This is a genomic window from bacterium, assembly GCA_036382775.1.
Classification (GTDB): domain Bacteria; phylum Hydrothermota; class Tepidihabitantia; order SM23-42; family JAOAFX01; genus DASVHD01.
The window spans coordinates 28,989-43,446 of record DASVHD010000029.1 but is presented as its reverse complement, the minus strand read 5'-3'; the positions used below and the strand labels follow the sequence as shown (position 1 = coordinate 43,446).

The window sequence follows — 14,458 nt, the reverse complement described above, 5'->3', positions numbered from 1 at the left end:
TGTGGATAAAAGAAGGGATTAAAAAAATGATGATCGCTGACCTGCATATCCATTCGCGGTATTCGAGAGCTACATCCCAGGAGATGACGATCCCGAGGATCGCTGAATATGCAAAACAGAAGGGTATCGGCATGGTCGGGACCGGCGATTTCACGCATCCCGAATGGCTGCGGGAGCTGAAAGAATACCTTACTTTCAAGGATGGCGTATATCATTATGGAGACGTCAAGTTCGTGCTGACGGTCGAGGTCAACAATATCTACACGCGCGGGGGAAAGGGACGACGCATCCATAACATCATTTTCGCGCCGGATTTCGAGGTCGCGGAGAAAATAAACAAATATCTTCAGCGGTATGGCAAGCTTGAGGCTGACGGCCGGCCGATCCTGTCGCTCGACACCTGTGAAATGTACCGGAACATAATGGACATAAGCGCGGATGCCTATCTGATCCCGTCCCATATCTGGACACCATGGTTTTCCCTGTTCGGATCCAATTCCGGTTTCGACGCGATCGAGGAATGTTTTGCCGATCTGAGCGATAAGTTCTTCGCGGTCGAGACCGGGTTATCATCGGATCCGGCCATGAACTGGCGCCTTTCCGCGCTGGATCCGTACACGCTGGTTTCCAACTCCGACGCCCATTCACCCAGCCGGCTGGGCCGGGAAGCGAACGTTTTTGCGCAAGACCTTGATTACCGCGGGCTGCGCGATGTGCTTAGAGCCAAAGACCGTTCAAAATTCCTGTTCACGATCGAGTTCTACCCGGAAGAAGGCAAGTACCATTATGACGGGCACCGGAAATGTGATGTCCGGCTTTCACCAAAGGAATCGCGGTTCAACAATAATCTTTGCCCGGTATGCTCGCGCAACCTGACCATCGGTGTTCTGCACCGGATCGAGGCGCTGGCTGACCGGGACGAAGGGTACAAACCCGAAAACCCGATACCGTACCGCAATTTGATCCCGCTGGAGGAAATAATCGCCGAAGCGCTCGGTGTGGGCCGCGATACGGTCGGTGTCAAGAACGAGTACCGGAAGCTGTGCGATCATTTTGGCAACGAATTTGAGATCCTGCTCAACGCCTCGATCGCGGATATACAATCTTTCTCCCACGAAAAGATCGGCATCGGCGTCGACCACGCCCGCCGGGGCGAGGTCATAATCAACCCTGGGTACGACGGCGAATTCGGGACCGTAAAGATATTCCAAGAAGAAAAAAGCTCCGAACCGCAGCTGGGTTTGTTCTAAAAGGACGCGGCCGGTCTTGTCAGCGTCTTGACATCTTTATTTTTTTCTGTATACTTTTATAATGATTAGTGTCGTTTATTTCATTATTTGTTCTTCCCAGGCAGCGCTTTTGCCTTATGACGCCGTGGATATCGTGATCTGGCGCCAGCCCGATTTGAGCGGGAAGTATTTCGTGGATACCGATACTTCGCTCAATATCCCGCTGATCGGCAAGTTCAAAGTGAAAGACATTTCGATCGACTCGCTGGAGACCCTCCTGGATAACGAATTCCATAAGTATTACGGCGATATATTCTTGAATATCTATTTTCTCTATCGCATAAATATTTTCGGTGAAGTCAAGATACCCGGTTACTATTACATGAAAAGCGGCGATAACCTGGCGGACCTGCTGGCGCTGGCCGGCGGTCCAAGCGTACAGGGTAACCTGAACAACCTGCGGATACTCAACGTGGGATCCGTGCGCGCGGTCAATCTGGAAAAGATCCTCCGGAGCGGCAGGGATATTGAAAAACTGAACCTCAGACCCGGCGACGTGGTCATGGTACCGCGCCGTTTCATGTCCGCCCTGCAGGAATGGGGCGTGATCTTTACGCTCGGCACTTTTGTCCTTCAGGTATACACCACGTATCTTCTCGCCACCCAAAATTGATGACTCGTAACACCTGATGAATCAGTAAAGGATGACGCAGTGATCAAGCGCGAACCGACATTCCAGGATTATTTCGATATCGTCTACAAACGCCGGGTCCTGATCATTATCTGCGTGGTTATTGCCGCGCTTAGCGCGCTCATCGTGAGTATACGCCTGCCCAAGGTTTATGAAGCAAAGGTTAAGTTCAAACTCGATCTGTCCGAGAACCAAACCACGTTCTTCGGTGAACTTTATCTGCCCCGGTCCGTTGACCCGGTCGAGAACGAACTTGAGATCGTGCGCAGCCGCGCGATCGCGCAGCTCGTAGTCATAAAGCTCGGCCTGTGCCTGGTCCCGGTTGAATTAAAGCCCGACTATTTCGACTCGGTCAGTGTCAGCGATGATGCATTGATCGGCAGGTACTTGATCCGGGTTGCCGATACAGATTTCACGCTGCTGTCGGCCACCGGAGCTGATCTCGGCAAAGGCCGGGTCGGCAGCCTGTTTGACAACGGCACGATCAAGTTCCTGCTTAAAGCAAGGCCGAAGGCCGATATTGAATTCACGATCCAAAAATTTGACGAGACCATCGACGACTTCATGGCCAATATCAGCGCGGCCCAGATCAAGAATACGTCCCTGGTGCTGCTCAAGGCCCGTTCGTACAACGCCGTGCAATCTTCGCGCATTGCCAATGCCGTCGCCCAGGAATACATTGATTACTCCCTGATGAGCCTCAGGGAATCGGCTCGCGGGTCAAAGGAATTCATCGAAACCCAGATCGCAACGTTCGGCTACGAATTGGACAGCGCCGAGGAAAAGCTGCGGATCTACAAGGAGAAAACCGGGATTTTCCTGCTGACCGAATCAGCCAAGGAGATCATCACGTCCTCAGCCGACTTCGAGGTGGAGAAGGAGAAGGCGATCATCGAATTGACCGAAGCCCAGCGCGGCATCGAACAGATGGAGGCAGAACTGTCAAAGGACGAAGCCACCTACGGTGCTTACAAAAGAATGGCATCGTTCCCCACGATCTCGAACAGCCCGATGATCGTTTCGCTCCGGGAAAAATTGAAGGGACTGGAACTGCAAAAACAGGAACTGCTTGCCAATGGTTCGAGCGACGGCGAGATCGCTCTGCTCAACGGCAAGATCAAGGCCACCGAAGAAGAGATCAGCAAAGCGACAAAGCAGATCGCCATGGCCGGACCGTCAGTGGAAGATCCGATCTTCCAGTCGATCATCAGCAATATCATTACCGATGAGATCCGGGTGATCACGATGCAGAGTCGTATCGGCGCGCTGGATTTGATCATGACCCGCCAGAACCACCGGTTGAAACAGCTTCCCGAAGCCGAGGTTAATCTCGCCCAGCTGGAACGGCAGAAGAAAGCGAACGAAGAGATTTACACCATGCTGCTGGGCAAGCTTGAAGAATCAAAGATCGCGGAGGCCATGCAGATAAGCCAGGCGCGAATTATCGATTATGCGATCACGCCTGAATATCCGGTCGGTCCCAAGACCAAGCAGAACAGCCTGCTCGGATTCTTGCTCGGCCTGATCCTGGGGCTGGGCGGTGCGTTCCTGATCGAATATCTTGATACTTCCCTCAAGAGCGCCCGGGAGGTCGAGGACCTCACCGGGATATCGGTGCTGGCTTCCATCCCCGTGGTGCGGGATAAGAGCACCACGCAGATCCCGACGATCCGGGAACCGCATTCGGATATCGCCGAGGCGTATCGGATATTGCGCACCAACCTTTCATTCAGCGCGGCCGCGCGTCCTATAAAAGTGATCCTGGTTACTTCCACGCTGCCCCAGGAAGGCAAGACCACGACCTGTATCAATCTTGGTATCACCTTGGCGCAGCAGGGGCACCGCACGATCATGCTGGATTGCGATTTCCGAAGGCCGATGTTCCACGTGTATTTCAAGGATTTTGTAATGGACAACCAGCACGGTTTGTCCGACGTTCTGATCGATAAGCTGAAACTGAAAGAAGCGATCGTCAAGAACAGTTTCGGCGAACTATTTTTCATGACCAGCGGCACGATACCCACCAATCCGGCTGAGCTTCTGGGATCGGTCAAAATGCACAAGATCCTGGAAGAGCTGCGCAATGAATATGACTTCGTTCTGATCGATGCCCCTCCGGCTCTGGGGATCGCCGATGCCCGGGTGCTGGGCAAGATATGCGACGGGATCGTGGTAGTGGTCATGGCGAACAAGACGAACCGCGACGATCTCATCGAGGTCAAGGAAGAACTGGAACGGGCTGGAGAAAAGCTCGTGGGGTTCGTTTTCAACGGTCTGGACATGGGTTACCGCCGGTACCGCCACCGTTATTACCATTACCACAGTTACTCGGCCAAGGCAACTTAACGTGGCTTTCAAGCGCTCGCGGAAAAAGATGCGATGGCTTTTGGTGCTCGCGATCATCATCATACCCATGATCTATTTTTCCCGGCGAGCGGTCCGTTTCATTTCCGCCCTGAACGAAGAACACCGGTTGCAGAAGAACATCCTCGTGATCCGTGCCGAGAACCAGGCGACGCAGCAGCGTATTGATGATTACCGCAAGGGCGTACTGCTGGAGACAAAAGCGCGGGATGAACTGGGCATGATCAAAAAAGGGGAGAAGGTATACCTCATAAAACGGTAATGGACCGCAGCAGTTGACGGGGCGCCGACGTGATCTACCAGGTTGAAATAACTCCATTCCGGCTTGAACTCGTAAAATGGGATGTTAATTGCCGATCCGGCGAACGGGTCATCTTCAAAAGCAAGGAAGGGATCGATACCGGACGGGTCGTCAGATTCCTGCCGTGCCTGACCGAGGAAGAGACCTGTTACGGCGAGATCATCAGGAGCGCCACGGCCGAGGACGCGGAAAAGAGCGAGGAACTGAGGGAATACGAAGAGTTCTGCATGATCGAGCTCAAGCGGGCGATCCAGGAGTTCAGTATCTTCATGAAACCGGTGTATACCCATTGCCAGTTCGATGAAGAACGCCTGGTGTTCTACTTCACGGCTGAGAAAAAGGTGGAATTCCGAAAGCTCCACCGTTTCATATCACAAAAGTTAAACAAGCGGGTGGTCATAAAACAGATCGGCTCGCGCGATTTCACCAGGATCTTCGGCGGCGTCGGCGTCTGCGGCCGGAATCTCTGCTGCGCGACTTTTCTCGCTGATCTCAAATCGATCTCCCTGCGCATGGCGCGGGAACAAAAGCTGTATGTATCACCAAGCAAGCTTTCCGGCATCTGCGGCAAACTGCTCTGCTGTTTGAATTTTGAAGAGGATTTCTACACTGATTTTCAGAACGAAAAAACCATGAAAAGCACAGCGGATGATGACGCCGCGGAAGCTGGAGAAGAGCCTGTCATTTACTGAACTCATTAAACTCGTGCGGACACTGCGCCGGAAGTGTCCGTGGGACCGCCGTCAGACCCTGCGTAGCCTAAAAAACAACGTGATCGAAGAAGCTTATGAACTGGTCGACGCGATCGAGGCCCGGCAGGCCCCCATGATCCAGGAGGAGATCGGCGACATCCTCCTGCTCGGGGTATTCCTGGCTGTCGTGTTCGAACAAGAAAGGAAGATACCTTTTGAAAAGCTCGTGGCGGCAACGGTCCGTAAATACCGGCAGAAACACCCACACGTTTTCCGCGGTCAAAAACTCCGAACCCCGGACGCGGTGCTGAAGTTCTGGCAGAGCAGTAAGAAGGATATCCACCGCGGGATCGCGAAGACCCTTCCCGCCCTGCTGGCGGCCCGGATCATCCAGGAACGCGCGGCCAAGATCGGATTTGACTGGAACTCGCGCCGGGGACCCATGAAAAAGATCAACGAAGAGCTGCGCGAGATCCAGAGCGCCAGGAGCGCGCCCCGGGTCTTTGAGGAGTCCGGGGACCTGCTTTTTTCCTGCGTCAATCTCTGCCGTCACCTTGGTGTTGATCCCGAGGATGCATTGCGCCACGCCAATAAAAAATTCGTAAAGCGTTTCCGGATCATGAAAACAACCATCGAAAAAAACGGCAAAAAGCTTCAGGACGTACAGCTTAAAGAGATGGACCGGGTATGGAACATCATTAAGTCCTGATGGATCCCGGGCCGGAACTGGATATCATGCATCAAGGTCTCGCCGAGCTGGCGCTGACCTGCACGGCCGGGCAAGAGGCATGCTTTAAGCGCTACCTCGAAATGTTGTACCGGTACCGCAACAAGGTACACCTGATATCCCATGCTGATTATCACCGGATCGCGTTGAAGCATTTTTTGCCATCGCTGCTCGCGCTGCCTGACCTGGCGGGCAAGCGTTCGTTCGCGGATATCGGCGCGGGCGCGGGTTTCCCGTCGATCCCGCTCAAGATCATGATCCCCGAGATCCAATGTACGATGTTCGAATCGGTCGGAAAAAAAGCGCAATTTTTAAAAAATTTGGTCGGCGAGCTTAAATTGCCGAATATTGAGGTCGTCAATGATCGAGCCGAGAGGCAAGCGCACCGTTCATTCGACGTCGTTCTGGCTCGGGCCGCCGGCACCGTGTCCTTCCTGGTGAAGACCGCCGCCTCCATGATCGGCCATGACGGTCTGATCGTCCTTTTCAAATCCCCCGATATCGACGATGAATTGAAGCGCGCTCGCGCGACCGTCCTTGATAAAAATTGCGTTTTGACCTCAGACCGCGTTTACACGCCGGTCGAGCACGCGCCCATGAACCTGGTGCGCGTCCGGGCATGCCGCGTCTGACCAGGCAAACGGGCTGTCCTTGACATCAGGGGTTTATATCATATAATACGCTATGATCGAAGGTCTGCATGTCGCGATCATCATGGACGGAAGCGGCCGGTGGGCCAAAAAACGCGGATTACCGCGGGTGTTCGGGCACCGGCAGGGCGCCGAATCGATCCGGGACATGGTAAATACCTCTCCGGACCTTGGCGTCAAGTACGTCACGCTTTTCACATTCAGCACTGAGAACTGGCAGCGGCCCAAGGATGAAGTCGATTACCTCATGTCCATGCTCGAGGAAATGCTCTATAAAGAAACCCCAGAACTTCACAAAGAGGACGTGCGGATCAACGCGATCGGCCGCATTGGGGATCTTTATGAACCGGCCCGCAAGGCTCTGGGCAAGGCCCTGGAGACGACAAAGAACAACTCCGGGCTGGTGTTGACGTTCTGCCTGAGTTATGGCGGCCGCGGCGAGATCGTCGATGCCGTGAAAAAGGTTATCTTAAAGGACCGGACAAACAGGATCGATCTTGATGCCTTTGGAGAAGAAGATCTGGGTGGTTTTCTCTACGACCCAGCGCTTCCCGCGCTGGACCTTTTGATCCGGACCGGGGCTGATAACCGCACGCGGATATCAAATTTTCTGCTCTGGGAGATCGCCTATGCCGAACTGTATTTCACCAAGACGCTCTGGCCCGATTTCCGTAAAAAAGAGTATGCCAAAGCCATCGATGATTTCCGGACAAGGGAGCGGTTGTTTGGCAAAATTAAATGATTTTGTCCAGCGGGTGAAGACGGCGTTTTTTCTGATCACCGCGATCCTGATCGTGCTGTTGGTGGACAACGTCCTGCTGCCGCTGGTTGTTATGCTGTTCATTACTTTTGCCATGAACGAATACCTGAGGTTCTGGCACCGTAAGGACATATATCCCCACACGCTGGCGGTCTTGCTGCCGGCCTACACCATACCCTGGCTCTATTTTTTCAGGATCCCCGCTATATTCACCGCTTTTCTGCTTTTCATGTTCATCGCGCTGCTGTCGGTCATGCGCTTCCCCGGTTCGCGGTACATTCCGAATTTCCTCGCCGAGATGTCGGCGACGGTCTTCGGGATTATATATATCGCGGTATTACCCTCGGCGATCATCCCCCTGCGCAAGCTGGGGTTTACTTACGCGCTGTGTCCCCTGATCCTGACCTGGCTGTTCGATACATTCGCGTACATCGTCGGTTCGTTTATCGGCAAGCACAAGTTGTGCGAAAAGGTCAGTCCGAAAAAGTCCGTTGAAGGACTGATATTCGGGATCATCCTGACCTTTCCCTGCACTTATTATTTGAACAGGCTGTGGTTTCCCTATTTCAATGTCGTGGACGCGATAATCCTCACGCTCGGCATCGGGATCCTCGGCACGGTGGGCGATGTCATGGAATCCGGCATGAAGCGCGAAGCCGGCTTAAAAGACGCCTCGAACATTTTCCCCGGCCACGGGGGGTTCCTGGACCGCCTGGACTCGCTGATCTTCAATATCCCATTTTTCTATCTTTACGCTATTTATTATGGCTAGAGGCGCGCGGTCAGGCAGGAATCGTGCACACGACGCCGCTCGCTGACCGCATCCGGCCGGACAGCTTCGAGGAAATACTCGGCCAGCGGCATCTGCTCGGACCGGGCGGTCCGATCGCGAGGCAGATCGAAGAAGGCCGGCTCTTTTCCATGATCCTGTTCGGACCGCCGGGCAGCGGCAAGACGACGATCGCCCGGCTGTTCGCGAAAAGGCTATCGGCTGATTTCGTATCGTTCTCGGCCGCCACCAGCGGTATCGTCGAAATAAAGAAATTCATGGAAGAAACCGAGAAAAAAAATTCGCTGTTCAAAAGAAACACGATCATCTTCATCGACGAGATCCACCGGTTCAACAAGGCCCAGCAGGACGCATTCCTGCCGTACCTGGAGACCGGCGTGATCACGCTGATCGGCGCCACCACCGAGAACCCCTCGTTCGAATTGAACTCGAGCCTGCTGTCGCGGGTCAAGGTCTACATGCTGTACCCGCTCGCGCTTGATGACATCAAGCAGCTCATCAACCGCGCCCTGGTCTCGACGCGGGGTCTTGCCGGTTCCCATGAGATATCGCCTGAGGCGCTGGAATTCATCGCGCACAGCTCGGACGGCGACGCGCGGGTCGCGCTTAACGCGCTGGAATTATCTGCGCTGGCGGCGACGGGTAAGGTGATCGACCTGAAAACCGCTGAGGAAGTTATCCAGAAAAAAGCCCTCAAGTACGATAAGACAGGCGAGGAACACTACAACCTGATATCAGCGCTGCACAAATCGTTGCGCGGCTCGGACGCGGATGCCGGTCTGTACTGGCTGGCGAGGATGCTGGAAGCCGGCGAAGATCCGCTTTACATCGCGCGCCGTCTCGTCCGTTTCGCGGTCGAGGACATCGGCATGGCCGATCCCCAGGCGCTCGTGATCGCCATCGCGGCCAAGGACGCGATCGATTTCATCGGCCGGCCCGAGGGAGATCTTGCGCTGGCCCAGTGTGTCGTGTACCTGGCCCGGGCGGTAAAAAGCAACGAGGTCTATGTTGCCTATGGCCAGGCGCAGGAGGACGCGCTCAAGACCCTTGCCCAGCCCGTGCCCATGCATATCCGCAACGCGCCCACGCTGCTGATGGAAAAACTCGGTTATGGCAAGGATTATGAATACCCGCACGACTACCCGGATGCCAAGGTGGAGCAGCAGTACCTGCCGGACAACCTCAAAGGCAAGAAGTATTTACGTCCTAAAAAAGAAAGTGACAAATAACTATTATTTCACCCTCCCCTTAATCCCCTCCCGTCGAGGGAGGGGAATTGTGTGGTGTGCGTTGTTATTTTTCATTTTCCTCTCCCCTTTGTGGGGGAGGGTAAGGGTGGGGGGTAATAACTGGTGTCCCGAGGAACGAGGGGAAACCGAAAAAAGAAAACGAGAAATAATAGTTTTATGGCTCTTGTCATTGCGAGGAATCTGCTTCATTTATTTCCATTATGATGCAAAGCGGGAGACGAAGCAATCCCATTCTTTTTTATACAAAGAAAGATCGCCACACCCCGCGCCATTAGGCGCGGAGCTCGCGATGACAAACAATGATTGCAAAACCTGAAACCTTCGACGTCATCGTGGTCGGTGCCGGTCCGGCCGGGAGCAGCGCGGCGGCCGCAGCCGCGACGGAAGGTGTTTCGGTCCTGCTCCTTGAAGAGCACGAGACCGTGGGTGTGCCGTTGCAGTGCGCCGAAGGCCTGTCGCGGAGCACGATCAACGGGTATCTGGACATAAAGCCTGATTGGACCGCGGCCGAGTTAAAAGGTTCGGTGGCGCGCGGTCCGGACGGCGATGAGTTCACGATCGAATATCCTAAAGTGGGATGGGTAATGAATCGCAAGGTGTTCGATCCGGCGCTGGCAAAAATAGCACGGGACCGGGGCGTAGTCTTGAAGACCAGGGCTAAAGTCATAGGTTTGGACGCCGGGAAGGTAATTATAAAAGAAGGGGATAGCAAAAAGAAATACGGATATCGTTTTTTGATCGCCGCCGACGGAATTTCTTCAAAGGTCGGCCAATGGCTGGGCATTGACACGCGGCTGTCGCTTGCCGAGATCGAGGTTTGCGCGCAGTACAAAATGGAAAATATCAAGGTCAAAGCCGGTTATACTCATCTGATCTTTGGCCGGTCGTACGCGCCCGGCGGATACGCCTGGATATTCCCCACGTCAGCAAATTCAGCCAATATCGGCCTGGGCATTTCACCACTGCAGACAAAGGTGAGCGCCCGGGACCTGCTGGACGCCTGGATCCGGCGCGAGTTTCCGCATGGCGTGATCAAAGAAAGGATATTCGGCGGCGTTCCGGCAAAGGTCCTAAAACGTTTCTCCGGCAACGATTTTTTTCTCATCGGCGACGCAGCGCGGTTCACCGATCCCTTAAGCGGCGCGGGGATCGCCAATGGTATAAAATCCGGCGTGATCGCGGGCGTGAGCGCGGCATCGCGGCTGCGCGGGAAAAAGGACACGTTCGAAAAAGACATCAAGCGCGAGATCATGAAAGAAGTATCGTTCCACAAGAAAGTGCGGGAAGCTTATTTCAAGTTGTCGGACGAGGATTATGTAAAGATCTTCAAGGTCGGCAGGAAAATATTTTCGGGCAAGACCATTACCGATATCAACACGCGCAAGATGGTCGGCGAAATCCTCCTGGCCTTGCCGCACCTCATGCGGCTGGGTATCAAGATCGTCTTTTAGGTCAAAACCGGGTATAATTATCATTGACTCAGGCTGCAATCTGGCTATAATAGAGGGAGAATTTTATGCCCAAAATGAAAGCGGTCGTAAAAGTCAAGCCCGAACCAGGTGCCGAACTCCTTGAAGTCGATATCCCAACGCCAGGTCCAGACGATGTTTTAGTTAAGGTCATCGCAACATCCATTTGCGGGACTGACCTGCATATCTACCAATGGAACGACTGGGCGAAAAAAAGGATCAAGAAGATCCCCCAGACCATGGGGCATGAGCTGTGCGGCGAGGTCGTTGAAACGGGCAGCAGGGTTCAAACCGTCAAGGTCGGCGAAACCATATCGGCCGAGACCCATATCGCATGTGGGTATTGTTTCATGTGCCGGAACGGTCTGGCACACATATGCGAGAACGGGCGGATATTCGGCGTTGATGTCGACGGCGTGTTCGCCGAGTATGCCCTGGTTCCCGCGGCCAATGCCTGGTCAGTGCAGGAAAAGATACCCAAAGACTATATATCGGTCATGGAACCGCTCGGCAACGCTATCCATACTGCTCTGGCCGGCGAGATCGCGGGTGCCGTGGTCCTGATAACCGGTTGCGGTCCGATCGGATTGATGGCAGTTGCTTTATGCCGGACGTGCGGCGCAACCAAGATAATCGCCACGGAGATCAACGAGTACCGCCTCCAGCTTGCCAAAAAAATGGGGGCGGATTTTGTTATTAACCCCCTGAAAAATAACGTGGTGGGTCTTGTTAAAGAGGAAACGGGCGGTTTGGGAGCGGACGTCGTGCTTGAGCTGTCCGGCAACGCGACGGCGATCCAGGACGGCATCAAGGCATTGAGACCAGGAGGACGGTTCACGATACTGGGACTCCCCGAGCATCCCGTTAAAATGGATCTGAACGAAATAATATTCAAATACGTTACCATTCAAGGCATAAACGGCCGTCTGATGTTTTCCACATGGTATAAAGCAACACGGTTCTTAAGTTCAGGACGGCTTGATCTGGAACCCATTGTCACGCACCGGTTACGGCTTGAAGAGTTCAAGAAGGGCATGGAACTCATGGAAAGCGGTAACTGCGGGAAAGTTCTTCTTTATCCATAGATAATAAGCAATGATCCATGGTATTGGCATAGATATAGCGGAGTGCGAGCGTTTTCGCACTAGGGCCGATACTGGATTTTTGGATCAGATATTCACCGGTAGCGAAATGCCGTGCCATGAGGATCCGGTCATGGCGACCGCAGGGTTCGCCACCAAAGAGGCGGTGATCAAAGCCCTGGGGTGCGGTCTCGGCCGTGGTTCTTGCTGGCACGATATCGAGATCATCGGGAATTCCGGCGACGGCATAAGGATTTCCGGGCGGTTACACGACGAACAGACCGCAGGCCAGGGTCGGAAATTCCACATCGCGACCGCGCAAACCAGAGATCTCAGCATCTCGTTCGTTCTGATCGAAGGCCCAGAACGTACAGGACCAGGCAAGGAGGATCTGTCATGAGCAATATCGGTTCGTATGACGAACAATATAAGAATTTCGACTGGAAATTCTCTGCGGATGAATTGGAGTTCGGTTTGAACGGCATGTACAATATCGGTTATTACTGTTCTGACCGGATCTGCGAAAAGGGATTGGGAAGCAAGATCGCGTTGTACTGGCAGGGGTTTACGGGTGAGACAAAAGAATACACCTACGATGATATCCGCGTTCATAGCAATACTATCGCCAAGTTCCTTTCTGACCAGGGTATCGGCGAAGGTGATCGGGTCTGCATATTCATGGACAAGATCCCCGAATTGTACATTTCCTTTATCGGCATCCTTAAACTGGGCGCGATCGCACAGCCCCTGTTTTCGGCCTTCGGCGAAGAAGCGCTTTTCACCCGGCTCGACGATGCCAAGACCAAAGCGATCATGACGACGCGCAAGCACCTGGGTAAGGTCCGCCGGATAAAGCAAAGGCTGCCCGAACTGAAAAAGATCGTCGTGGTCGATGCGGAGAATAAACCGCTTGAAGGCTGTGAGGTCGCGTTGGCCATGGAAAAAATGCCGCGGGTCGATAAATTCACGATCAACAAGGTCGGCCAGGAAGTGCCGTCCGTGATGCACTATACGTCGGGCACGACCGGCAAACCCAAAGGCGCGCTCCACGTGCACTCTTCGATCATCGCCCAGTACATCACGGCCCGCTGGGTGCTGGACTTAAGGACCGAAGATGTCTACTGGTGCACGGCGGATCCGGGCTGGGTCACCGGGACTTCGTACGGGATCATCGGCGCCTGGTCGACCGGCGTGACCCAGTGCGTGATGGATATCGGTTTCAACACCGACAAATGGTACGCTTTTATCGAGAAGTACAAAGTGACGGTATGGTACAGCGCGCCCACGGCCATCAGGCTGCTCATGAAAGAGGGCGTAGAGGCCGTCAAGAAACACGATCTTTCTTCGCTCCGGCACCTGGTCAGCGTCGGCGAGCCGCTCAATGCCGAGGCCGTGATCTGGTCGGAAAAAGCATACGGTTTACCCTTTCATGATTCCTACTGGCAGACCGAGACCGGCGCGATCGTGATCTCGAATTTCCCGGGCATGAAGATAAAGCCTGGTTCCATGGGCAAAGCCGTGCCAGGGATAGTGGCGATCGTGGTCGATCCCAGGACCTATGAACCGATAAAAACACCGGGCACGGTGGGACTCATCGCCCTGAAACCCGGCTGGCCGTCAATGATGAGGACCTACTGGAATAACAAGGAGACCTATGACGGCAAGTTCAAGAACGGCTGGTACATATGCGGCGACCGTTCGAGCATTGATAGTGAAGGATATTTCTGGTTCGTCGGCCGTGATGACGATGTCATAAATACGGCCGGTCACCTGGTCGGACCGTTCGAGATCGAATCCGCCCTGCTCGAGCACAAGGCGGTAGCAGAATCGGCCGCGGTCGGAAAACCCGATCCGATCAACATGGAAGTGGTTAAAGCGTTCGTGGCTCTGAAACCGGGTTTCGAAGCGAATGCCGACCTGGAACTTGATATCATGAATTTTATAAGAAAAAAACTGTCGCCCCTTGCCATGCCGCAGACAATCGAGTTCGTTGCCTCCCTGCCCAAGACGAGAAGCGGAAAGATCATGCGGCGGCTGCTTCGGGCCAAAGAGCGGGGCGAGGAGATCGGCGACATCTCGACGCTTGAAAATGATTAAGGACAAGGGAAGCGAAAATGATTTTTTTGGAATTTGTCATTTGAAATTCATTTGTAATTTGGTATTTGGTAATTAGGATTTATTCTAGGAAGGAGGTTTTATGGCCGATGATGCGAAAAAAATGATCATTGATTACGTTAAAAAAGAGTACCTGGATGAGGATTCTGACCAGGAGATCGACGAGAATACCAAATTGATCTCGAACGGCATTGTCGATTCCTTTTCCATGGTTTCCCTGAAAACCTTTCTTGAAAAGAAATTCCAGATCAAGATACCGGATGAAAAAGCCACGCCTAAGGCGTTCGATTCGGTCAATAACATCCTGGCGCTGCTGAAAGAATTCGTAAAGGAGTAAT

At 53.6% G+C, this 14,458-nt stretch carries 15 protein-coding genes; all 15 read left to right on the top strand.

Translation table 11 applies throughout. The annotated features are described in order from the left end of the window. Positions 1-26 precede the first annotated feature (26 nt). On the top strand, positions 27-1,250 hold the full coding sequence (locus VF399_05345) for an endonuclease Q family protein (GenBank protein HEX7319764.1): 1,224 nt from the start codon (positions 27-29) through the stop codon (positions 1,248-1,250). 61 nt (positions 1,251-1,311) lie between these two features. After that, on the top strand, positions 1,312-1,902 hold the full coding sequence (locus VF399_05340) for a polysaccharide biosynthesis/export family protein (protein HEX7319763.1): 591 nt from the start codon (positions 1,312-1,314) through the stop codon (positions 1,900-1,902). A 39-nt stretch (positions 1,903-1,941) separates the two neighbouring features. Then, positions 1,942-4,266: a polysaccharide biosynthesis tyrosine autokinase gene (locus VF399_05335; GenBank protein ID HEX7319762.1), complete on the top strand. Its 2,325-nt coding sequence runs from the start codon at positions 1,942-1,944 to the stop codon at positions 4,264-4,266. A gap of 28 nt (positions 4,267-4,294) precedes the next feature. Beyond that, positions 4,295-4,546, top strand: a complete 252-nt coding sequence (locus VF399_05330; protein ID HEX7319761.1) for a septum formation initiator family protein — start codon at positions 4,295-4,297, stop codon at positions 4,544-4,546. A gap of 29 nt (positions 4,547-4,575) precedes the next feature. Next, a complete protein-coding gene (gene ricT, locus VF399_05325) occupies positions 4,576-5,277 on the top strand; it encodes a regulatory iron-sulfur-containing complex subunit RicT (GenBank protein ID HEX7319760.1) in 702 nt (233 codons plus the stop codon). Further along, on the top strand, positions 5,234-5,986 hold the full coding sequence (gene mazG / locus VF399_05320; protein HEX7319759.1) for a nucleoside triphosphate pyrophosphohydrolase: 753 nt from the start codon (positions 5,234-5,236) through the stop codon (positions 5,984-5,986). Before ricT ends, mazG begins: the two co-directional genes overlap by 44 nt. Further along, a complete protein-coding gene (rsmG, locus tag VF399_05315) occupies positions 5,986-6,636 on the top strand; it encodes a 16S rRNA (guanine(527)-N(7))-methyltransferase RsmG (protein ID HEX7319758.1) in 651 nt (216 codons plus the stop codon). The genes mazG and rsmG overlap by 1 nt, the downstream gene beginning before the upstream one ends. 52 nt (positions 6,637-6,688) lie before the next feature. After that, on the top strand, positions 6,689-7,396 hold the full coding sequence (gene uppS, locus VF399_05310) for a polyprenyl diphosphate synthase (GenBank protein HEX7319757.1): 708 nt from the start codon (positions 6,689-6,691) through the stop codon (positions 7,394-7,396). Continuing rightward, complete coding sequence (locus VF399_05305; GenBank protein ID HEX7319756.1) at positions 7,380-8,186, top strand: phosphatidate cytidylyltransferase; 807 nt, start codon at positions 7,380-7,382, stop codon at positions 8,184-8,186. The genes uppS and VF399_05305 overlap by 17 nt, the downstream gene beginning before the upstream one ends. A 23-nt stretch (positions 8,187-8,209) precedes the next feature. After that, positions 8,210-9,433, top strand: coding sequence for a replication-associated recombination protein A (locus VF399_05300; GenBank protein ID HEX7319755.1), 1,224 nt, complete (start codon positions 8,210-8,212; stop codon positions 9,431-9,433). Between the two features lie 320 nt (positions 9,434-9,753). After that, a complete protein-coding gene (locus VF399_05295; GenBank protein ID HEX7319754.1) occupies positions 9,754-10,905 on the top strand; it encodes an NAD(P)/FAD-dependent oxidoreductase in 1,152 nt (383 codons plus the stop codon). 65 nt (positions 10,906-10,970) lie between these two features. Next, positions 10,971-12,008, top strand: coding sequence for an L-threonine 3-dehydrogenase (gene tdh, locus VF399_05290; GenBank protein ID HEX7319753.1), 1,038 nt, complete (start codon positions 10,971-10,973; stop codon positions 12,006-12,008). Positions 12,009-12,018: 10 nt separating this feature from the next. Then, the gene (locus tag VF399_05285) at positions 12,019-12,405 is read left to right on the top strand and encodes a holo-ACP synthase (protein HEX7319752.1); all 387 of its coding nucleotides are present in this window, start codon (positions 12,019-12,021) and stop codon (positions 12,403-12,405) included. Then, positions 12,402-14,102, top strand: coding sequence for an acetate--CoA ligase (gene acsA / locus VF399_05280; protein ID HEX7319751.1), 1,701 nt, complete (start codon positions 12,402-12,404; stop codon positions 14,100-14,102). Before VF399_05285 ends, acsA begins: the two co-directional genes overlap by 4 nt. Positions 14,103-14,202: 100 nt before the next feature. Continuing rightward, positions 14,203-14,457 (top strand): acyl carrier protein, encoded by a 255-nt coding sequence (locus tag VF399_05275; GenBank protein ID HEX7319750.1) that lies wholly within the window; start codon positions 14,203-14,205, stop codon positions 14,455-14,457. Position 14,458 lies beyond the last annotated feature (1 nt).

Bases quoted from the DNA above. Each gene is read 5' to 3' on its own strand.
- VF399_05345 (HEX7319764.1), top strand. From the start codon at position 27: ATGATGATCGCTGACCTGCATATCCATTCGCGGTATTCGAGAGCTACA.
- VF399_05340 (HEX7319763.1), top strand. From the start codon at position 1,312: ATGATTAGTGTCGTTTATTTCATTATTTGTTCTTCCCAGGCAGCGCTT.
- VF399_05330 (HEX7319761.1), top strand. From the start codon at position 4,295: ATGCGATGGCTTTTGGTGCTCGCGATCATCATCATACCCATGATCTAT.
- mazG (HEX7319759.1), top strand. From the start codon at position 5,234: ATGATGACGCCGCGGAAGCTGGAGAAGAGCCTGTCATTTACTGAACTC.
- rsmG (HEX7319758.1), top strand. From the start codon at position 5,986: ATGGATCCCGGGCCGGAACTGGATATCATGCATCAAGGTCTCGCCGAG.
- uppS (HEX7319757.1), top strand. From the start codon at position 6,689: ATGATCGAAGGTCTGCATGTCGCGATCATCATGGACGGAAGCGGCCGG.
- VF399_05295 (HEX7319754.1), top strand. From the start codon at position 9,754: ATGATTGCAAAACCTGAAACCTTCGACGTCATCGTGGTCGGTGCCGGT.
- tdh (HEX7319753.1), top strand. From the start codon at position 10,971: ATGCCCAAAATGAAAGCGGTCGTAAAAGTCAAGCCCGAACCAGGTGCC.
- VF399_05285 (HEX7319752.1), top strand. From the start codon at position 12,019: ATGATCCATGGTATTGGCATAGATATAGCGGAGTGCGAGCGTTTTCGC.
- acsA (HEX7319751.1), top strand. From the start codon at position 12,402: ATGAGCAATATCGGTTCGTATGACGAACAATATAAGAATTTCGACTGG.
- VF399_05275 (HEX7319750.1), top strand. From the start codon at position 14,203: ATGGCCGATGATGCGAAAAAAATGATCATTGATTACGTTAAAAAAGAG.